14 protein-coding genes are annotated in these 20,794 nt (G+C 40.1%); 3 read left to right on the top strand and 11 right to left on the bottom strand.

Annotation, left to right across the window (positions count from 1 at the left end):
• Window position 1: 1 nt before the first annotated feature.
• Window positions 2-1,930, bottom strand: a complete 1,929-nt coding sequence (locus G4Y78_RS07100) for a lipoxygenase family protein (protein ID WP_163832372.1) — start codon at window positions 1,928-1,930, stop codon at window positions 2-4.
• A gap of 577 nt (window positions 1,931-2,507) precedes the next feature.
• On the opposite strand from G4Y78_RS07100, the gene G4Y78_RS07105 reads away from it, so the two are divergent.
• Window positions 2,508-4,205: an Hsp70 family protein gene (locus tag G4Y78_RS07105; RefSeq protein ID WP_163832373.1), complete on the top strand. Its 1,698-nt coding sequence runs from the start codon at window positions 2,508-2,510 to the stop codon at window positions 4,203-4,205.
• A complete protein-coding gene (locus tag G4Y78_RS07110) occupies window positions 4,202-5,002 on the top strand; it encodes a hypothetical protein (protein ID WP_163832374.1) in 801 nt (266 codons plus the stop codon). The genes G4Y78_RS07105 and G4Y78_RS07110 overlap by 4 nt, the downstream gene beginning before the upstream one ends.
• 87 nt (window positions 5,003-5,089) lie before the next feature.
• Here G4Y78_RS07110 and G4Y78_RS07115 read toward each other — a convergent pair whose 3' ends face one another.
• The 10 genes from G4Y78_RS07115 to rpsU form a co-directional block, all read right to left on the bottom strand.
• The gene (locus tag G4Y78_RS07115; protein ID WP_230425707.1) at window positions 5,090-10,468 is read right to left on the bottom strand and encodes a DNA repair ATPase; all 5,379 of its coding nucleotides are present in this window, start codon (window positions 10,466-10,468) and stop codon (window positions 5,090-5,092) included.
• 111 nt (window positions 10,469-10,579) lie between these two features.
• Window positions 10,580-12,631 carry a hypothetical protein gene (locus tag G4Y78_RS07120; protein WP_163832376.1) on the bottom strand — a complete coding sequence of 684 codons (2,052 nt, stop codon included), beginning with the start codon at window positions 12,629-12,631 and terminating at the stop codon, window positions 10,580-10,582.
• Between the two features lie 38 nt (window positions 12,632-12,669).
• The gene (locus tag G4Y78_RS07125; protein WP_163832377.1) at window positions 12,670-13,302 is read right to left on the bottom strand and encodes an OB-fold-containig protein; all 633 of its coding nucleotides are present in this window, start codon (window positions 13,300-13,302) and stop codon (window positions 12,670-12,672) included.
• 13 nt (window positions 13,303-13,315) lie between these two features.
• Window positions 13,316-13,651: a hypothetical protein gene (locus G4Y78_RS07130; RefSeq protein WP_163832378.1), complete on the bottom strand. Its 336-nt coding sequence runs from the start codon at window positions 13,649-13,651 to the stop codon at window positions 13,316-13,318.
• Between the two features lie 42 nt (window positions 13,652-13,693).
• Entirely contained in the window at window positions 13,694-14,332 is a 639-nt protein-coding gene (locus G4Y78_RS07135; protein ID WP_163832379.1) for a hypothetical protein, read from the bottom strand.
• Between the two features lie 12 nt (window positions 14,333-14,344).
• On the bottom strand, window positions 14,345-14,752 hold the full coding sequence (locus G4Y78_RS07140) for a YjfI family protein (protein ID WP_163832380.1): 408 nt from the start codon (window positions 14,750-14,752) through the stop codon (window positions 14,345-14,347).
• A 168-nt stretch (window positions 14,753-14,920) separates the two neighbouring features.
• Window positions 14,921-16,750 carry an RNA polymerase sigma factor RpoD gene (rpoD, locus tag G4Y78_RS07145; RefSeq protein ID WP_163832381.1) on the bottom strand — a complete coding sequence of 610 codons (1,830 nt, stop codon included), beginning with the start codon at window positions 16,748-16,750 and terminating at the stop codon, window positions 14,921-14,923.
• Between the two features lie 127 nt (window positions 16,751-16,877).
• Window positions 16,878-18,689 carry a DNA primase gene (gene dnaG, locus G4Y78_RS07150; protein ID WP_163832382.1) on the bottom strand — a complete coding sequence of 604 codons (1,812 nt, stop codon included), beginning with the start codon at window positions 18,687-18,689 and terminating at the stop codon, window positions 16,878-16,880.
• A 109-nt stretch (window positions 18,690-18,798) separates the two neighbouring features.
• Window positions 18,799-19,248, bottom strand: coding sequence for a GatB/YqeY domain-containing protein (locus G4Y78_RS07155; protein WP_163832383.1), 450 nt, complete (start codon window positions 19,246-19,248; stop codon window positions 18,799-18,801).
• Window positions 19,249-19,296: 48 nt separating this feature from the next.
• Complete coding sequence (rpsU, locus tag G4Y78_RS07160) at window positions 19,297-19,512, bottom strand: 30S ribosomal protein S21 (RefSeq protein ID WP_163832384.1); 216 nt, start codon at window positions 19,510-19,512, stop codon at window positions 19,297-19,299.
• Between the two features lie 219 nt (window positions 19,513-19,731).
• Here rpsU and tsaD point away from each other — a divergent pair, with 219 nt between their 5' ends.
• On the top strand, window positions 19,732-20,763 hold the full coding sequence (gene tsaD / locus G4Y78_RS07165) for a tRNA (adenosine(37)-N6)-threonylcarbamoyltransferase complex transferase subunit TsaD (protein ID WP_163832385.1): 1,032 nt from the start codon (window positions 19,732-19,734) through the stop codon (window positions 20,761-20,763).
• Window positions 20,764-20,794 lie beyond the last annotated feature (31 nt).

Consider the following 20,794-nt stretch of genomic DNA (forward strand, 5'->3'; position numbering starts at 1 on the left):
TTTAAATATTAATGCTTGTTGGTATCCGGCTGGGTAGTAAATAACCATAGGATAAATCAACATTAAATTTTTTATTGCGAGTCGTTATTGTTTGCAGCATTTCTTTTTCCAATTGCTTTAAGCTGTTTTGGAATTTGGGTAGGGGACCATTGGTTACTTTAGGATCTTTAAACCAATCCTTATAGGGAACATGGTTTTGTTTATATTCACCTAATGGACGATAATATACTGAGCCTAATGTATAAAGGACTGCCTGTTGCAAGAAAGCAAGTACCAATGGTGGCATGGCATTTAACCAGTCTTTCTTGGTAACCTGGTCATTAATTATTTTTTCCCAAACAGCTCCCGTAATGACAGGAGCATAAGTCATCAGCGAGCGTTGGGGAAAGTTGACAGCGGCATGTTGGGCGCTTGCAGTGAAGATTACCATTGTCAACACTTCGATTAATGTGGCTTTATTTGTAATGGCTGGGATATTGTGAATTTTTCCTGACTCAGTGACTTCGTTATACCAGTCTTTTAATTCTAAATCTTTAATAACACTTTCATCAGACTCATAATATATATCAATATAATCCTGAACCCAGGTTTGGATAGTTTGCCAAACCTGGGTAGCATCATCACGGTAAGGAAAATACGGCAAGACCTTATCGTCATTAATATTACGGGCTTTTAATTGGTTGTGTAGCATAGCTGCTTGAAAATCAAAATTTAATCTGTTTTCAGCGGCGGCTTGCTGAGTAGAACTTATGTTGCCGGCAAAAATTTGGTCAATAGGGCCATGTGGCGCAATTAACGAGGACTCTGCCTGGCTATTAATAAATAAAGTGCCTTCAAAATGCGGAACTAATAATTTAAAAAGTGGATGTCCTTCATTCAAGGTTCTATGGGTTGCTACCGCAAAGGCTTCTATAACTAAATGGGTTCTGCTTAAGTGGACAAACAGTTCATGATAGTTGCCATCAGCATAATTAACGATTGTTTTTGCCAGCTGCCAACGATAATCCGTTGTGGTATCCGGTTTCGGAGTAATAATGGGGGATTGGGTTGAATTCTGGTGGCACTGAATGGCAATCGGTTTTAGCGTTTTTCTGTCACGAGAAAGTAAAAATGCTGCAATTGGTGCATAGAGATATTTTTCTCTACCCATAAAGCTACCAGTATTTTTTGCTAGAGTGGCCAGCTCTTTATAATTACAGATAAAAATACGCTGGTCTTGTAATGCCTTTGATAAAGAGTCATCTTGCTCAAATAAGCTGTCCAAGTTTGCTTTATCCAGTGGGAAATTGCTGGGTAATGTTGAGATGCTTTCTATCAACATAGGGTTTGGGCCAGCAACTCGTAACTCTGCAAATACTTTATTTGATTCAATAAGGCTGGCTACTTTTGGTAATTTAATGGTTTTAAAGAGGGTCTGGTATTCCTCAAAATTACCAGACTTAACCCATTCTTTTTGTATTTCTGGACCAATATTGTGAATAAAAGTGATGATGCGGCGTAATCCCTTTATGCCAGCACCTTTGGTAAAAGTATCAGATAGTTCATCAAGATTTAAGAAAATATTTACCTCTTTGCCTTGTTGTAAGTCTTTAAGCGCATTATCGGCTTTTCCGCAAAGCTGTGTCAGCTTATGAAGCTCTTTCTCTATGTCACGATATAGGCTTGGAGGTTTATTTAATGACTTAAGTATTGCTATGGTATTTCCAGCTAAATCAATTATGACAGGAGTTAATAAGGTAAGCCATTCAAAAGTGGGGGTATCGTTGTATGGTACGCGTTTAGATAAGGGCACACCATTTAGATTGGGAAAATCATCTCTCCATTGATATTGTGCCATTTTTGAAAAAAAGAGCTTATAAGGCAGTAGCGCCATAGTCACCATAAATCCAATGTTAGCGGCTAATGGTAAGGCAAGTATTTTATAAAACATAAGGTTACCATGTTCAGTTAAAATAATTATAAATATAATATATGCCTAACTTGGGGTATAGCTGGGTATTTTTCGTTTAGTCTATGATGATACTTTAAGTTAGATAATTATTATTCAATATGCAAGAAGGCTGAGAAAGTTTAAACCTGTAAAAACAAGTTAAGAATAAATATTTTTATCACCATAACAAATATTTTAGGTTTAAGAAGGAAGTGTGTTTGTGTGTTTTTTGGGAAAGTAAATGAATTAAAATGATGACGTTACGCTTTTGTGATTATATGCGCAAAAGTAGCTCGGCATATTATGTGATATGCGTCACATAACGATTTTGATTAATACGTTGGATTAACATGTTACCGCTAGTTTTTTGACACCTTCGAGTGTGCTTTCTAGATAGTGATAAACAGTATAGATAAGTGCAAGCTTATTCTACTTTTTATTCTATTGCATCACTTAAATAAATAGAAACCAGATTGTCTTCTGCTTCTTGCTCTTAAATATTTGTTACATTAATCAATCAGTTTTTAGTGAGCTGTTGTTGTGATTTGATTGTTGCATGATAGAGGGAGTTGGAAGTATGAGTATCATCGGTATTGATTTGGGAACCACTAACAGCCTGGTATGTGTCTGGCAAGATGGCCAAGCTGTAATTATCCCGAATGTGTTGGGTGATGCTTTAACCCCATCAGTGGTGGGTTTGGATGATAGTGGGGAAATATTGGTGGGTAAAGCGGCTAAAGAGCGTTTGTATACCCACCCAGCAGTTACTGTCGAATTATTCAAACGCTATATGGGGAGTGAAAAGGAATACCCGTTAGCTAATCATACTTTTAAACCACAGGATTTGGCGTCTTTTGTTTTACGCGCGCTTAAAGTAGATGTAGAAACTTATTTAGGTCACCCAATTACAGAAGCAATTATTAGTGTACCTGCCTATTTTAGTGAACATCAACGGCGTGCCACCCAGCTGGCGGGACAGTTGGCGGGTTTAAAAGTAGAACGCCTGATCAGTGAGCCAACTGCTGCTGCACTGGCTTATGGGGTGGTTAACCCAACCGTTGAAAAGCATTACATGATATTTGATTTAGGTGGGGGAACATTTGATATATCAGTGTTGGAATTATTTGATGGTGTGATGGAGGTTAAAGCCAGCGCAGGCGATAACCATTTAGGTGGAGAAAACTTTCTTGATTTACTGGCTCAGCACTTTTGCCAGAAAGTGAATATTGATCAAGAAGCCTTAAGCCAGGCTGCTTATACTCATTTACGCAACCAGGTCAGTAAAGCCATACATCAGCTTGCTCGTGATTATCAAATTACTATTCAGTTTAGGAATAACAATGAGCAGGCATTATTGACCATTACCCGTGATGAATTTGAAAAACTCTGTGAACCATTAATTAATCGACTGCGGTTACCAGTAGAAAGAGCGCTTCGTGATGCCAAAATTAAACCTGCTGATGTGGATGAATTAATCCTGGTTGGTGGCGCAACTAGAATGCCATTAGTGCGTTCATTGGTCGCAAAATTGTTTGGACGTTTACCTAGCTGTCATTTAAATCCAGATCAGGTAGTCGCAATGGGGGCTGCGGTTCAGGCTGGGTTAAAGCAAAAGGATCTTGCATTAAGTGAAGTAGTAATGACCGATGTGTCTCCTTATTCTCTAGGCATAGAAATCGTGTCGAGTCGAAGTGGGTATTATAATACTGGACTTTTTCAGCCTATTCTGGAGCGTAATACAGTTATACCCATTTCTCGGGTTGAGCGTTTTATTACTTCCTCTGATCAACAAACCCAAGTGAATATAAAAATTTATCAGGGTGAAAGCCGACGGGTGCAGGATAATATCAAATTAGGTAATTTGCTTGTTGATGTACCAGCCAAACCTGCTGGTGAAGAGGCGGTAGATATTCGGTTTACCTATGATGTAAATGGCATTTTGGAAATAGAGGTAACGGTCGTATCAACTGGCCTACAAACCACTGCTGTAATTGAGGAATACCCTGGTCTTATAACCCAAGAAGAAATTGCTGTCAGGTTGGCTGCATTGTCTGATATTAAAATTCATCCAAGGGATACGATGGAGAATCGCTTATTAATGGCACGTGGCGAGCGACTTTATGAACAAGCGTTGGGAGAACAACGAGATTATATTGGTGAGCTGTTAACTGAGTTTGAAGGGGTATTAGCACATCAAGACACTAAAAAAATACGGCAGATAAATAGGGCTTTAAGCCAGTTATTTGATGAAGTAGAAACAGAGTTACATTCATGATGAATTGTTGGAAAATTCTGGGTATTGACCCTACTGATGATCTTAAAAAGATCAAGAGTGCCTATGCCAGCAAACTGAAACAATTGGATATAGCGACACAGCAGGATTTGTTTGAAGGGCTTCGCAGTGCGCTTGAAGATGCAAGGGAGCAGGCTCAGTTAGCCCAACAAAATCTACCGTTGCGATTTGATAGCAGCAAGCAAAATTCTAAAGTACAGAACTCGTCGGTAACCCAGCTGGATGACTTTGTTATTCAGCTCGAAGTCTTATATGCAGATTTTCCGAGTCGAATTCAATTAGATGAATGGAAGCAGTTGTTGGCTGATTTACCTGATTGGACTCTTGATAGAAAACAGACTATAAGTGATGTATTATTTGGCTTCCTATTAGAAAATTACTATTTGCCGCCAAAAATTTTACTTTATCTGGAGCAACAGTTTGCCTGGGATGAGCAGCAGCTACAGTTAATAAAGCGTTATAATGAAGCTGATGTGGAGAGGCTGTTTGCTTTAATGAAGCAAGCGTTGGGATTTGCCAGTTTTGAATTTTTACAAGAGTTGCCCAGCCAACTCTCAGACCGTTATCTAGAATTACGTTGGGCTGGACAACAGGCATTATTAAATAACCACCTTGATAAAGCCCTGCATTATTTATTAAAAGCTTATGAATTATATAATAAGGACCTTTATTTACTACGTTTGCTGGGTAATGCCTTTGAACGGGCTGGTCGTGCAGAAGAAGCATTTGACTATCACTATGCAGGCTTTGAGTTAGTAAAAGATGATTATGATTTTTAGGCCCTGTTACCATTCTTGGCATTTAGAGTTGGAAACAAGGCCTAGCAATCATTTTTGACGAGTATAGTGTTAGTTGTTCGTTAATAGTTAGGGTTTTACAGGTTTTGGACCTGTCTTTGGCGTTTGGTAACGTTGCAGACGATGAGTAAGCTCATTCACCTTGCGTAGTATATTTTGATCAAGACCAATTTTATGATTCATCGAAGTCACTACCGGCATAAAGCTAGTCTCAATAGTCATAGCTAAAGTACGGATAATATCTTCTAATGTTTCTCCTGGTTGATTAACTATTTCGATTTTAGCTTGTTTTTCAGTAATTGCCTGACTTAATGCCTGCATACCTTGGGCTAAATTATCACTGTTATCTGTTTTTGCGAGGTGTTTACCTACCTGGCTTAATACAGTAACGAGACCATTTACTTGCTTATTAAGCACTGTCATGCTTTGATCTTGTTGCTGGCTGGATTGCTGTAAATGTTGGCCGACGGTTTGTAGTTGATCTGTTAGCTGTTCTAACCAGGTACTGGTACCTTGCTGGTTGGCCAAGGTACTATTTATGGATTGCAGGCTACGGTTAATAGTAACCACCTGATTGGCCATTTGGGTAATACTATCAGCTTCATCTCCTCCCAGCGATTGAATACGTTGAAACTCTTCTAATATTTTCTGCCAGCGGGCTTTTTCGGTTTCGTTTAAGCTGTTGCGTAAGGCACCTAACTTTAACAGGTTTTCTTCTGCACCACTGGTTAAGGTTTGGGCTTCACCCAGGTAATGATCACCAATCAGTTGCTGTAATTCATCTTCATTCATAATGGCCACGATTTTTTCAGCCATTTTATTCATGTTTCGATAGCTACCTTGTAGTTTAAAGGGGGGCTCTGTTCGATATTTATCGGCAGTGGCGGCTGAGCGAATATATTCTTGGTTAACTTTAAGTACAACATCCTGAATTTTAAATAGGCGTTGCAAGACAGCAATAATTTCATCCAATTCAGCAGCACTATATTGATAACTAAGCTCACTGGATGATTGCTCTTTGTTTTGTGCCATGGCGATAATTTTATAGATATCAGCCATATCACGGTTGGCTAATGGGGCCAATACTGGATTAGAAGTAAGGGAATTCTCAATGTAACTTAATTTAAACTGTTGATCGCTGCCACTTAATACATCACCTAAGTTATAAATATCTGCCCGGTTTGCCAACATATCAGGAATCTTAAATACTTCGCCTGATTCAGTATAGGGGTTACCAGCCATGATCACGCAGAACTTTTTGCCACGCATATCATAGGTTTTAGTTTTACCTTGCCAAACGCCTTCAATACGGCGGGTGCCATCACAAAGGGAAATAAATTTTTGCAAAAACTCTGGGTGGGTATGTTGAATGTCATCCAAATAGAGCATGACATTATTACCCATTTCTAAAGCTAAATTCAGTTTCTGTAGTTCTTGTGCTGCTGTCGCATTAGGTGCTTCCTGTGGGTCCAGAGACATCACATTATGGCCTAATGCTGGGCAGTTGATTTTCATAAAAATCAACCCTAACCGATTGGCTACGTATTCCATTAGAGTGGTTTTACCATAACCCGGTGGTGAAATGAGTAATAACAACCCCATTAAATCGGTACGTTTAGTATCGCCAATGGTGCCCATTTGTTTGGCCAGGTTATCGCCAATAATAGGAAAGTAAACGTCATTAATTAATTTGTTGCGAACAAAAGAAGCTAAAGGCTTAGGCTTAAACTCTTCTAATCGTAGTGCTTCCCGTTGTTCTTCCATTAATTGATGACGTAACTCGCCAAAGCGTTTAAACGCTGGTACATCGGTTAATGCAAAATGAGCCAAGCGGTCATTAAATGCTGCCAAGTTAAAATTTAAAGTGCTGTTGCTGATTAGATAATGGTCGCCTAATAAATCATTAATTTGTTGGTCAGCCTGGAAAGATACAGTCATGAATGAAATATCATGCTCCAGTAGAATGTAGCTGACCGCATCTGCCAGAATAATATCAGCATGTTCAGTTGCTTGTTGCTGACTATAAGCAACTAACCAGGCATTAACCAGCTGCCATTGTTCTTTTAATTGGTTTTTTAGCTGGTTTAATGTGTCCAATAATTGACGGCGGTGATTAATTTTTTCCAGAAACTGCATGCATTGCTGGCCAAGCTCAATTCCTTGTTGACTGATAGTAAATTTTAAATCACTGTCACCCAATGACTCAATTAAATAGTTTGCTGCGTTATCAGTTTCTGAGTTGGAAAAAGCTAATTCTTGATTATCATTAAACTGTTTCAGTTGTTCACTAATAAGATTTTTAGCTTGCAAATAAGCCTGATTACTGTTCAGGTTATCAATGAGTAACTTGGCAGTATATCCGTGGCTTTTAAGACTGGCCTGCTGTTCTTTATCCAGGCCATGAACCCAGAATAATGCAGCAAAAGCTCTAGCACGTGCAGAATATTTAAGGCGTTGCTGGGTATCTTTAAGGCTGGTATATTTTTGAATAATTTTTACTGCATCATGGTCATGCACACCTTTTTCATAACCTTCCTGATAGAGAGGGCTAGCAAAATCACGAACAGATTTCAGTAAGTCTGTATCATTCAATAGTAATTGGCTTAGCTTTTCATTGCTTAAACCTTCTTGTTGTTGCTCGACTGCTTGTAAAAACTGATAGGCTAAATACTCTGCGCGATAAATACACTCATTTTCTGAGATAAGGTTTTGTTGCCAATAGGCTTTTAACTGACCTAGCTCTTCTGATTCTAATGGTTGATAAAAGTTGGTACCCGTTAAATGTAAATAAAGTCCATCTTGACGAGGAAGAATAGCTGTATCTAAGGTTTGGGTATTAACACTGAATTTATGTTTCCCCAGTTTTATGACTTGACCGCTTTCTTCATAAATGTCTTGCTTATCGCGTAGGGTTTTTAGTGCTTGGTCTTTAATGCTTTTTAATTCAGTGCTTAGTTCATCGGCTTTAACTGACTCTTTGAGTTCAACCAGTCGTTTTACCAGGTCATGAACTTTAAGAATCATCGTATCTGACGCAAAAAAAGTGTTTATTTGGTCTGTGTCAGTAAAGGTTTGACTACGTCGTTCAATGCCCGTGAGTACGCGTTTTGCTGAATCATAAAGACTTTGTGCTCGGCGTTGACGCTCTTCTAATAAGGTTTGTTTTCTAGCTTCAAAAGTGTCGTATAACTCTTCACGCTTCTGCAGGATATCTGCTAAAAACTGGTCATGTTCAGCAAACTGGCTTTCTATTTCTTCTAATTGAATTGCCAGTTTAGATAGTTCTTCGTCGCAACGCTCTGGTGTATCAGCCAGGCTTAACGCATTGGTAATAGATAATGAAAATAGCCTAAACTGTGCACCAAACTCAGCAACCGATTCTTTACTTCCTAACTCTTTGAGACGGTTATTGGCTCTTGCCTTGGTTTGGTTGAGCTTAGCATAAATTTCTGAAATGGTTTCTAAAATTTCAGTGCGTTGGGGGGCATCTTCTACATCTAATGTAGAAAGCATATTCGTCAGTAAGTCTAAGCCACTAGCGGTTTCCTCTATACTGCTTAAGGTTTCTTGAAGGATTTTTACATTCTCGGATTTAGATGCTTCGGCATCTAAATCTGCAATTTTATCATGATAAGGGGTTAAAGCCTGATCTGAACTGACAAAGTTAACGGTTGCTTGACTGATTTCAGCCAGTTTTTCATCAAGTAGTTTATTAAGCTCTTTTAGACGTTCTTGATTAATATAACGGGTATCTTGGATAGTTAATAAGTGCCCCTTGTGCTTTTTTAAGCTATCAAGGGCATTAACAAATAATTCAGGTGTGTCCCAGCGTTCTGGCGTGAGGCTGCGAACCAGTGCTTGCTGCTGGTTTTCTGCTTTGACTAACACATTCTTAGCAGTTTTTTGAATGTGTTGAACTTTTTCAAATTCATCCAATACCATCTCGGCTGTTTCAATAATGGTATGAATATCTTTAGCTAGATGATCAACCGCTTCTTCATCAAGCCAGTAGTAGTTATCAAACAGTACTTTACACTGAGCAATTAACCCTTCGTATACATTGGTACTGGGACTTAAATGTAAAACAGCTTTAGAAATACTAAAAATATCTGAAACCGCACGAACTAATTCAGCATTACCAATGGTTGCCAGAAATCCACCACCTGTTTCTTGGGTTGCTGCGTACTCATCTGAAGAGTAGGGGGTTTGCCAAACCTGCATTGGATGAATTCGGGTTGGCTCGCTACTAGAAGTGGAAAAAATTACCATTTTTCCATCGGTGTATAATCCATAACCATGACATTCAATAGGATTAGCCAACTCTTTTTGAATAAGGTTATAGGAGCAAAGTACAAACCGACCTTCTTCTTCTTCATAAAACACATAAAGTACATCTTCACCATTGGGAGCTTTAATGGTACGTTTATATTCAAGATTATCGGTATTGATTGAGCTAAAAGTTTTGTGTTCACCGCTGGGTAAATAGTAGCCACCAGGGTAAATAATGCCATGATCTTCAGGCAGTTGTAGGCAGGATTGTCCTATTTGGTCAATTCTTACGACAGTATCCAACAGGGAGTTATAGACCAGGTATCTGGTTTGCTGTTCACGATAGGGTTTTATTTTTAATAGAATTAATTGACCTAATTCAGCAAAATAAACTTCAGCATCATCTAGCGATTGATGTTTATCTTCTACTGGTTCACTATAGATACCTTGTCCTGTATCGGTATTATCCTCTATTTTTACGGTTAAATCGCCATTAATAGTTTCGACAAAGAGTTTGTTTAGTATATTAATATGTGGATGGTCACCTAATACATGATCTTCTCGACCTGTTTTGGCCCATTCAAAGTCATGTGAAGGAGGGAGGGTAAAATCTCGTTCTCCACGATTATCAACATATTGAATCTGATCTTTTTTTACTTGCCAGCGAAATACTCGGATGTCAGAAATCTTTTTACCGATTTGAAAAGCGGCTAATAATAGTGAATCAGTTACTCGTAGCTGAATCAGCGTAGCTTGTTTGTAATAGGTGTAAAGCTCGTTGAAGTCTTCTTGAAACTTTGGATCCTCTAAAAAGCTGCTTTTAATGGGCACTTCTTCAAGCTGAAACTCGTTACTTTCTTCATTTAATTGATATAAAGCAAAAACATCTTCAATACTGGTTTCTTGTTTTAGGCCTATGTAAACGTTATAACCAAATAGTAATTTTTTTCCAATGCGGACAATATCCCTAGCAACACAGTTATTTTCAGTTCGGGCGCGAGTACGGCCAATAACTTCTAACTGGGTTTGGCCAAATGTATTAATTCTTTGCTGGTTGAGGGAAGCCGATTTTTGTTTTAATTGTTCTGCTTGTTCTTCTAACCGCTTGCGTAAAATATCATAAGCACCGTCTTGGCTTACGGCTTGAGCAAGTTGTTGATCTGCTGAGTTGACTTCCACTGTAATATACCTCTTTGCCATGCAATGGAGATGTTGTAAAAAGACACTAATAAAAGAAAATAAGAGAGCAATGATAATTCACTTATTAACATTGCTCTTAAAATCTAGTGATTAACTCTCATCACCAGGTTGTAGCTTTTCTTTAGCTGCTTCGAGTAGTTTCTTAGCTGCTTCGGTGTCTTTTTTATTGGTTGCATTAGCTAAAAAGTGGGTGAGAATACCCGCCACCTGTTGGATAGTTGAAGATTTCTCTACTGCGCCATCAATAGCTTTACCAACAGAAAGTGACTTAACAAACGAGTCGAAGTAATCGCCACCACCACCAACAATATCAATTTTGGCTTGTTTCATTGCTTCAGACAGCACTTGTGCTTGATGGGCCGCAATGTCTTTACTGATATCAATTTCAGCCATTTTTTCAGCATGAGAAGTATCCAGCTTCATTCTGAATTCTTCGTGCTCACGAGCAACTTCACTCATGCTGGCCATAGCATCAAATTTCTCGCGTAATCCATCTGCTTCTGCTTTAAAGCGCTGACGAATGGCTTCTGCTTCTGCATGACCTTGTTTTTCAATTGCTTCCGCTTCAGCGACTTTCACTTTTACCTGCACTAATGCTTGTTTTTCTTCACTGACAGCATCAGCATCTTTTATTCTGACTTCAGCCATGCCTTGCATTTCCTGGCCTTTGGCTTCAGCAGACATTTTTTCAGCAATCACTTTGGCTTCAGCGAGACCTGTTTTCTCTAATGCAAGCGCTTGTGCTTCTTCAACTTCTGCTTTCGCTAAGCCTGGTGCTGCTACTTCAGCTTTAACACCTTCTGCGATTCTAATTTTTGCTTGTGCTTCTTTTTCTGAAATTTCCAGTTTCGCTTGAGCTAACGTGAGCTTTTGTTTGGCTTCATGTTGCGCACATTGTTCTGCAGCTTCTGAAGCTTTAATTTGTTTAACTAATGCTTCTTCAGCTTCTGCTTCCGCGTCAGTTACGGTTACTTGTTTTTGACGATCTGCTTCAGCAACTACCCGCAAGGTTTTAATTTGTTCTTCTTCTTCAGCAACTGTTCGGTCAACAGCAACACGTTCTCTAACAACATCTGCTATCGCTTTACGTTCTTCCTCTAGGGCTTTTTCTTTGGCTATACGTTGTAGCTCAACTTCTTTTTCACGGGAAATAACTTCTAGCTGTCTTACTCGTTCTACTTTTTCTGTTTCAATGGCTAAAGCACGCTCGCGGTTTTTTTCTGCAACCTCTACTTCACGTTGTTTGTTTTGCTCTTGAACCTCAATTTCCTGGTCGGTTTCTATTCTTGCTCGTTCTGATTTTAGCCGCTCTTCAGCTTGGACTTTCTCAATTTCAGCTTGCTCTCGGGCTTTTACAGAGGATATTTCCCGTTGTTGTTTGGCCTCTGCATCTGCCTGTTGACGTTCAAGCTCTAAAATCATTTCTTTGGCTTCAACATTTTTCTTTTTGATCTGCATTTCTTCTTCACGTTGAAGCTCATTAGTGCGGACATGTTGCTGTGCAGTTAACTCAGTAATCTTTCTGATACCCTGAGCATCAAGAATATTATGATCATCAAGTTGGGTTAGTGGTGTTTGTTCGATGTAGTCAATAGCCACATCACTGAGATCATAACCACCTAAATCATTATCCGGAGGGCTTAACTGTTCGATAATTTGCTCTCTAAATAAAGCGCGCTCTCGATACAGGTCCTCAAAGTCCATTTGTTTACCTACTGTTTTCAATGCTTCAGAAAACTTGGCGCTAAACATCTCCTCCAGAGTAGTCTGGTCTGATGCACGGTTACAGCCAATTCGTTCTGCTACTTTTAATACGTCATTAGCATTCTTGTTAACTCTAACAAAAAAAGCCACAACAATATCAGCGCGAATATTATCTTTACAAATTAAACCATCAGTACCTTTACGGCTGATTTCGATGGTTTTAAGCGAAATATCCATAAACTCTTTTTTATGGACAACGGGCCATACAAACCTTCCTGTAAAAGTAACTTCAGGCTCTTTGCGCATGGTGTTTACAATCATGGCAACACCTTGCTCGACTTTGACGTAAAATTTATTTATTGCAACTACAGTGGCAATAAATACAATTAGTGCTAATAGAATAATAACTGCTATTGGAATTGCGCCAGATAGATCCATTTTTTACTCCTTTGTTTTATTGAATGTATTTTAGAAGGTTAGTTATTGATATCTAAGTTACCAACAAGATAAGTATTTTCATCTTTGTTATGTTCTAGAATTGTCACTTTATCACCTTTTTTTATAGTATTAGGCTCTTTATGACGGATATTAAGGATGAGTTCAGTGCTTCCTAGATCGCAAATAGCTTGGCCAAATTTTTCAGTTACTTTGCTAGTGCTAACAGTACACTCTCTGCCTACTAAAGTAATCTTTTCATAATTACTTTTGAAAAAAGGTTTTATAGGCCTGATGCAGTGTGCAGTTAAAATAATTGATAGTCCAAAACTTATTGCAATAATGACCACTCCGATGATCCATTTTAGCCACTCAAAAGGTAATAACTGCAGTAAAAATAATGAAGCAAAATAAGTGATTAGCCAGCCCCATAGGGCTAAAAGTGAAATTACGATAGTAATAGGCACTCCAGTTAACCCTAAGGTAACCATTAAGCCGCTGATACCCCCTATCCCTTCAATATCGCCGTCAGCATCAATATCTATATCGCCATCTAAAATATCGATATCCATCATTCCTACAAGTGCAAACAGCCAATAACAGATCACTATGCCTATAAGTGTTGTATAGATAGCAGTAGGAAATGAAATAATTATATTTAAAAATGTTTCCATATATTATTCCTTGCTATTCGGATTTTGGTTTTGCAACATGCTCTACTAGCAATTCAGCAGCTAAATGTTTGATTTCGACTTTATTGCCAGGGTCGAGATTAAATTTTTCTGCGAGAAATAAAAAATCGTCTTCTGTTAGTGATATAGATAGTCTAAGCCGCTGTGGTTTCCGGTGAACAGGTAACCCAAGTATTTGCCTAACTCGGTCTGATGGGTTAATGCCTCTATCTACGGCTTCACGACGAATTTGTAACTGAATTTCAGCTCCCAAGTCGAATGCAACTTGTACGGCTTTAAGGGCTTTTTTTTCCTGTTGCCATTTTTCTGGAAGCTTAGTGTCTTTAGTCATAAAACAAAATAAGTGTATTGTTAATTAAATGAGTTGATTAGGTTATGTTTTGCGTCGCATTAGTTGGCGAATCGTTTTAACTTCTGTATTGCTGGCAATGTTTTTCATTGTGTCATTGCACCAGTAGGGTTGATCGCTCTTTGCTGTTTTATCGCAAGAAAGCACTTTTTCTTTGATACAGCTGGCGGTTATTAATGATCGACTGGTTTTCGTTAAATGTTCGACAACGGCTTTGTTCACTTGGCTAACATCATTAACATTAGTTTGAATCAATCGCTCTCGTTGTGCTTCTATAATAGCGTGCTCACTTCTTTCGATTGCCAGTTGGGTTTTCTTGATTAAGTTAGTTAAATCATTATATTGAGCATCCAAGGCTTCTAATGTAACGGCAAGGGTTGCAGTTTGCTCTGACTTCAATAAAGCTTTGCTTTCGTGGCCGGTTGCTAATAAGTGTTCAATTTCTTTTTCCAAGTGTGCAAGCTGCTTGGCTTTTTCATCTCGGTGCTGCTTCAGTTCCGTTACCTGAGGTTGTTTGGCTGCCAGAGTGGTCTTGAGTTTTTTTAATGTGGCAACATTTTCTTTGATAATGACACTGATTTCTTCAGCCGTATGAATGGTGGGCTGTTCCAGACTGTTGAGCGACTCTTCTAATTTATTTAAGAATGCTTTAATAAGATTCATAATGCACCTTGGTTACACTAAATATTCAGCTAATGCACTAGTGGCTTCCATGGCGTTGTCATGCAACGTAATAATTTCATGCAAAATATCTTCAAAACTAGACTGAAGTGAAAGTGCACCAAATATCATGTACTTGTCGTCTGTTTTGGCAAAGGAAGACAGTGGCATAGGTACATTAAGCTCTAGTAAGGTATTTAATAATGCCTCTTTATTATCAGGGTTAACTTCTTGCTCAGTCCATAAATATACAATACATAATATTTGCTGGCGGGTAATAGTGACGTAGACAGGTAGCTCATCCAGCTCTTTCACAGTAACTTGCAATACAGGAGGGCTACCTGGTATAGGCTGACAGTCGAAATGATAGGTTTCGTGGTAAGACAAAGCATTAAACTTTTCTGCCAGCTTGGTTACATCCATATGTGTTCCTTACTTCTAAGTGAAAGAAATGACGAGTTGAATTTGCAGTGATTAATGACTTGCACAAGATCACATAACGACATATTATGTCGTTATGTGATCTTGTGCAAGTTTATTTTAGACAATAAAAAAGGCGCCGAGAGGGCGCCTTTGAGTTTTGGTTAAAGTTTATTCGTCAAGGAAGCTTCTGAGGTGGTCAGAGCGAGTAGGGTGTCGAAGTTTGCGTAGGGCCTTGGCTTCGATTTGTCTGATCCGCTCACGAGTAACATCAAACTGTTTACCCACTTCTTCCAGGGTGTGGTCAGTATTCATGTCGATACCAAAACGCATTCTTAGTACTTTGGCTTCTCGTGCTGTTAGGCCTGCCAGAACTTCTCGAGTTGCATCTCTCAAGCCGCCAATAGTGGCAGAGTCAACCGGTAACTCGATGGTGCCATCTTCAATAAAGTCACCCAGGTGAGAGTCTTCATCATCACCAATCGGAGTTTCCATTGAAATAGGCTCTTTAGATATTTTAAGCACTTTGCGGATTTTGTCTTCTGGCATTTCCATCCGCTCAGCTAGCTCTTCTGGGGTTGGCTCGCGTCCCATTTCTTGTAGCATTTGCCGTGAAATACGGTTCAGCTTGTTAATAGTTTCGATCATATGAACTGGGATACGAATGGTTCTTGCCTGGTCAGCAATTGACCGAGTAATAGCTTGTCGAATCCACCAGGTGGCATAGGTTGAAAACTTATAACCACGACGATATTCGAATTTATCAACTGCTTTCATCAAGCCGATGTTGCCTTCCTGAATCAGGTCAAGGAACTGTAGACCGCGGTTGGTATACTTTTTAGCAATAGAAATGACCAAACGTAAGTTTGCCTCGACCATTTCTTTTTTGGCTCGGCGGGCTCGCGCTTCACCAATCGACATACGACGATTGATTTCTTTTACTTCTGGAATGGTTAAAGTAAATTCTTCCTCAATAAGTATCAATTTTTTCTGAGCACGCTGAATTTCTGGTTTGAATATATCAATGCCTTCAGCATATTTAGCTTTTTTGCCTATTAGCTTATCGCACCAATCAAGATTGGTTTCATTGCCTGGGAAGTTTTTCAAAAACTCTTTTCGTGGCATTTTGGCAGAACGAACACATAAATGCATGATTGCTTTTTCGCTCGCACGGATGTGTTCCAGGGCATTACGTACCCGAAAAACCAAAAAGTCAAAAAGCTTAGGCGTTAATTTGACTGGCATAAACAAGGCTGCCAACTGCTCAAGCTCTTTTCCTGTTTCTTTACTACTTCTGCCGTGCTTGTCAGTCGCATCAACGACTTTTCCTAGTTGTACTCGTATTTCCGTGAAACGAATTCTTGCTTCTTCTGGGTCTGGGCCAGATTCTTTATCCTCGTCGTCGCTATCCTCATCGTCGTCGAGGTCAGCCATCATTGCTTCATCTTCCTCTTCCTCTGTAGTTGGAACAGTTGATTCTGTTTCAGAGTCAGGGTCAATGAAGCCATTGAATAAGTCGCTGAGACGGCCTTCTTCTTCTACTATTTTGTCATATTCGTTCAGGATGCTTGAAACTGAGCCTGGAAAGTAGGCAAGGGCATTCATTACATCACGCGTACCTTCTTCAATACGCTTGGCTATGCTGATCTCACCTTCACGGGTTAGTAGTTCAACAGTTCCCATTTCCCGCATATACATACGAACTGGGTCAGTTGTGCGTCCAGCTTCCTGCTCAACGGCTGCCAGTGCTGCTGCTGCTTCTTCAGCAGCAGCTTCATCTGTATCCGCTTCGTTTAGTAGCAGGGTGTCAGCATCGGGCGCAGTTTCATAAACCGTAATACCCATATCGTTGATCATGCGGATTATGTCTTCCACTTGATCTGGATCTGAGATATCCTCTGGTAGGTGGTCATTTACTTCGGCATAAGTAAGATAGCCTTGTTCCTTGCCGCGCGCGATAAGCTCTTTAAGGCGAGATTGTTGCTGCGAATTTTCGGACATAGTTACCCTTTAACAACGAAATCAGATGTGCCGACGGTAAGAGCGAAATTATAGCCCATTTCTCAATCGCTGTTCTAGCAGTTTAGCTGTATTTTTGCAGTATCGAAAAATAACCTTCATTTTTTCTTCAATCATTTTTGCCTTTTTGCTGCCTTAGTCTTGCAAATGCTTTTAAATAATCAGCTTTGCTCGTTTCATCATTGAGCGTTGCTACTTTGCTTGCTAACTCGTTGAGCTGTTGACTTGAAGTGGCAGTTGCAAGTTTTGATTGGACTCGCTTAATACTGTCAATAAATAACTGGTTTGTTTCTTTAGTTGTTTCTGGTGCAGAATTGTTCAAGATTTCTTTTAATCGAGTGCCTGCAGTAGTTCCATAGTAACGGCCAATAAATTCTCCTAATGACTCACTTTTCTGGTGATTATGGAAATAGTGCATAGCATCAAGTAGCAGCTGCATATCCTGATCAGAAATGCATTGCGAAAATTCGTCAAGATTCACCTGGCTAGCCAAGCTTGGCTCCATAAATAGTAATAACAGTGCTGTTTCTATTGGAGAGCGTACTGTTTTAGTTGTTTGTGGTGGTGAGTATGGGGTTTCAGACCGTTGTGTAATACTGTTGGTGTTGCTGGATACAGAGGACTGACTGGTTAAAGCTGCTGGTGTAGTATTTGTAGGTTTAATCCCAGTTAGTTCTGCTAGGCGTTGATTAATAAGTTGTTTAAAAGTGCTGGGTTTTAAATTATCTAAGTAAGGGGAGGCCAGCTTCGCTAGTTTGGCTCGACCTTCCAGGCTATGAAGGTTGACTTGTGCTTCTAATTGTTGAAAAAAATACTCGGTTAAAGTCAGGCTTTGTTTTTCAATGCGTTGTTGAAACTGCTTTGGTCCTTCATTACGAATAATGGAGTCTGGGTCTTCTCCTTGAGGTAGAAATAAAAATTTAGCACCATAGCCATCATCCATGCTGCTGAAGGAGTTTTCTAATGCTCTCCATGCAGCCTTTTTACCTGCTTCATCACCATCAAAGCAAAAGACAATTTCATTGGTTTGCTTAAATAATTTCCGGACATGTTCAACAGTAACAGAGGTGCCTAGGGTAGCAACTGAGTGAGTAATACCATGTTGGGCTAGAGCAATAACATCCATATAGCCTTCAACCACAATTAGACTGGTAAGCTGACGATTTTGCTGTTTAGCCTCATAAAGCCCATATAATTCTTTGCTTTTTTGAAAGACAGAAGTTTCTGGTGAGTTAAGGTATTTGGGTTTTTCATCAGAAAATACTCTGCCACCAAAGGCTATCACTCGGCCCCGCTGGTCTCTGATGGGAAACATTAAGCGATTACGAAATCTATCGTAATGGGAGTTTTTTTCTGGTTGATGGATAACTAATCCCACTTCCTCAAGTTTGGTTAAATTATTTTGCTGAGATGCGAGAGTATTAATCAAATTGTTCCAACCAGCTGGGGCAAAACCCAGGCCGTATTGTTGTGAAATGGAACGACTGACGCCGCGAGTTTTTAAATAGTCGGTTGCTAGTTTGGCTTGAGGGTGGCTAGCTAACTGTTGTTGATAATAATCGGCAGCAGCATTGAGTAGCTGATAATAAGCTTGATGATCTGGCTGCTGATGATGTTGCTGCTCTCGAGGAACATCCAGCCCAAGTGATCGGGCGAGAGAGTCTACTGTTTCAACAAAGTCTAAGTGCTCAAATTCGCTGACAAATTTCAGTGCATTACCTGTAGCGCCACAGCCAAAGCAGTAATAAAACTGTTTGCTTGAATTTACCGAAAAAGAAGGGGTTTTTTCGTGGTGAAAGGGACAAAGTGCAGTGTAATTTTTTCCGGCTTTTTTGAGTTCAATACGTGAGGCAATCACATCGACTATATCAATGCGAGCTAACAGGTCATCAATGAAGGTGCGAGGAATTAGTCCCGCCATATATGATTTCTATGAGTGTTGAATATTTGAGCTATTGTTAGATAAGCGGTGGTAGTCAATTGAATCTACCGCCGCTGTCAAAGGTAGGCAAGGGTAAGTAGTAAGTCTGTTAACTTAACTTACATTTGATTAATTTACTCACCTCCCCCATATCTGCACGGCCTTGCACTTTTGACTTCAGAATACCCATTACTTTGCCCATATCCTGCATACTGACTGCCCCTGTGGTGGCAACAGCTTCAGCAACCAACTGATCGAGCTCTGCTGCAGTTAGCTGCTCTGGCAGAAACTCCTGGATAATCTCAATTTCGAATGCTTCTTGCTCAGCCAGTTCCTGACGACCCGCTTGCTGATATTGATTGATTGAGTCCCGGCGCTGCTTAACCATCTTGTCTAAGATGGTAATAGCCCTGGCATCATCAACCTCAATCCGTTCATCTACCTCGATACGTTTGAATTCCGCAGAAGCGAGACGAAGGGCAGACAAGCGAGGTTTATCTTTGGCTCGCATTGCGTCTTTGATAGCTTGAGTTAAGCGATCTTTAATTGAGTTTGCCATGTTGTTATTTGCTTATATCTGACAGGTTATTGGCAACAGAATGATGAATTAATATAAACGCTCGCGACGACGCTGCTCTCTTTGCAGTTTTTTAGCGTGACGCTTAACAGCTGCAGCTGCTTTACGCTTACGTACAGTTGTTGGCTTTTCATAGTGCTCACGACGACGCACTTCAGCCAATACACCTGCCTTTTCGCAAGAACGCTTGAAACGACGTAGGGCAATATCAAAAGGCTCGTTTTCTTTAACTTTTACCGCAGGCATGCAGATTACACCTTCCTTTCATAAGTCTATGGTTAATGTTTGTTAAGTGGTCATCACACAGTTTAGACCACGATGAAGGTGGCGAATATTAAAGGGTTCCGTCAAGAAATGCAAAGGGTAGGTTGGCGATCTGTTTAAGATGAAGGAATTGTAAAAGTTAAATCGTATTTACACGGCGGTTATTTTATTATTGGCTTTTCCCATTGGTATTCGTTCAAGATGATAGTAGTAGGTATAGAAACATCCTGTGATGAAACAGGTGTTGCTGTCTATGATAGTGACAGAGGGCTGCTGGCTGAGGCATTGTTTAGCCAGGTGGCCATGCATGCTGACTATGGGGGGGTGGTACCTGAGTTGGCATCTCGTGACCATATCAGGCGGCTTGTGCCGTTGTTGGATCGAGTACTGGAGCAGGCATCACTTACTAAGCAAGATCTTGATGCGGTGGCTTATACTAATGGTCCTGGGCTAATCGGTGCTTTGATGGTAGGGGCTGCGTTTGCCCGTTCGTTAAGTTATACCCTTAATATCCCCGCAGTTGCGGTGCACCACATGGAGGGCCATCTGTTAGCGCCTATGTTAGAAGAACAGCCACCAGCTTTCCCCTTCGTGGCACTGTTGGTTTCAGGTGGGCATACTCAACTAGTGGATGTGAATGGCATTGGTCAATACGAGTTATTAGGTGACTCGGTTGATGATGCAGCAGGTGAGGCATTTGACAAAGCCGCTAAAATGATGGGGCTTGACTATCCTGGAGGGCCAAGGATTGCCAAACTGGCAGAAAAGGGTATACCAGGACGGTTTAAATTTCCTAAGCCCATGACTGATCGACCTGGTTTAGCATTTAGCTTTAGTGGGCTTAAAACATTTACCTTGAACACTATTCAGGCTGCGAAGCAAGACGGTGACTTAAACCAGCAAACTTTAGCTGATATTGCCTATGCGTTTCAGGAAGCAGTGGTGGAAACATTAGCTATTAAATGTCGTAGAGCTCTACGAGCTACGCAGCATAAACGCTTGGTTATTGCTGGCGGGGTGAGTGCTAACAAAATGTTGCGTGACAGGCTGGCAGAAGTGGCTATAAAAGAGTCGGCAACCTTGTTTTACCCGCGCCCAGCGTTTTGTACTGATAATGGTGCGATGATTGCGTATGCCGGGTGTCAGCGGTTGTTGGCAGGAGAGCAGGATATTGCCCCTATTCAGCCGAAGCCGCGTTGGCCAATGGAAAGCCTATCTGCCGTGAGTAGATAACCAGATTAATGTTCAACCATTATTTCTTTGA

The organism is Spartinivicinus ruber, assembly GCF_011009015.1.
GTDB classification, from domain to species: Bacteria; Pseudomonadota; Gammaproteobacteria; order Pseudomonadales; family Zooshikellaceae; genus Spartinivicinus; species Spartinivicinus ruber.

Coding starts and splice junctions, on each gene's coding strand:
- G4Y78_RS07125 (WP_163832377.1), bottom strand. CDS start 13,302: ATGGAAACATTTTTAAATATAATTATTTCATTTCCTACTGCTATCTAT.
- dnaG (WP_163832382.1), bottom strand. CDS start 18,689: ATGGCGGGACTAATTCCTCGCACCTTCATTGATGACCTGTTAGCTCGC.
- rpsU (WP_163832384.1), bottom strand. CDS start 19,512: ATGCCTGCGGTAAAAGTTAAAGAAAACGAGCCTTTTGATATTGCCCTA.
- G4Y78_RS07100 (WP_163832372.1), bottom strand. CDS start 1,930: ATGTTTTATAAAATACTTGCCTTACCATTAGCCGCTAACATTGGATTT.
- rpoD (WP_163832381.1), bottom strand. CDS start 16,750: ATGTCCGAAAATTCGCAGCAACAATCTCGCCTTAAAGAGCTTATCGCG.
- G4Y78_RS07140 (WP_163832380.1), bottom strand. CDS start 14,752: ATGGATGTAACCAAGCTGGCAGAAAAGTTTAATGCTTTGTCTTACCAC.
- G4Y78_RS07135 (WP_163832379.1), bottom strand. CDS start 14,332: ATGAATCTTATTAAAGCATTCTTAAATAAATTAGAAGAGTCGCTCAAC.
- G4Y78_RS07155 (WP_163832383.1), bottom strand. CDS start 19,248: ATGGCAAACTCAATTAAAGATCGCTTAACTCAAGCTATCAAAGACGCA.
- G4Y78_RS07120 (WP_163832376.1), bottom strand. CDS start 12,631: ATGGATCTATCTGGCGCAATTCCAATAGCAGTTATTATTCTATTAGCA.
- G4Y78_RS07110 (WP_163832374.1), top strand. CDS start 4,202: ATGATGAATTGTTGGAAAATTCTGGGTATTGACCCTACTGATGATCTT.
- G4Y78_RS07105 (WP_163832373.1), top strand. CDS start 2,508: ATGAGTATCATCGGTATTGATTTGGGAACCACTAACAGCCTGGTATGT.
- G4Y78_RS07130 (WP_163832378.1), bottom strand. CDS start 13,651: ATGACTAAAGACACTAAGCTTCCAGAAAAATGGCAACAGGAAAAAAAA.
- tsaD (WP_163832385.1), top strand. CDS start 19,732: ATGATAGTAGTAGGTATAGAAACATCCTGTGATGAAACAGGTGTTGCT.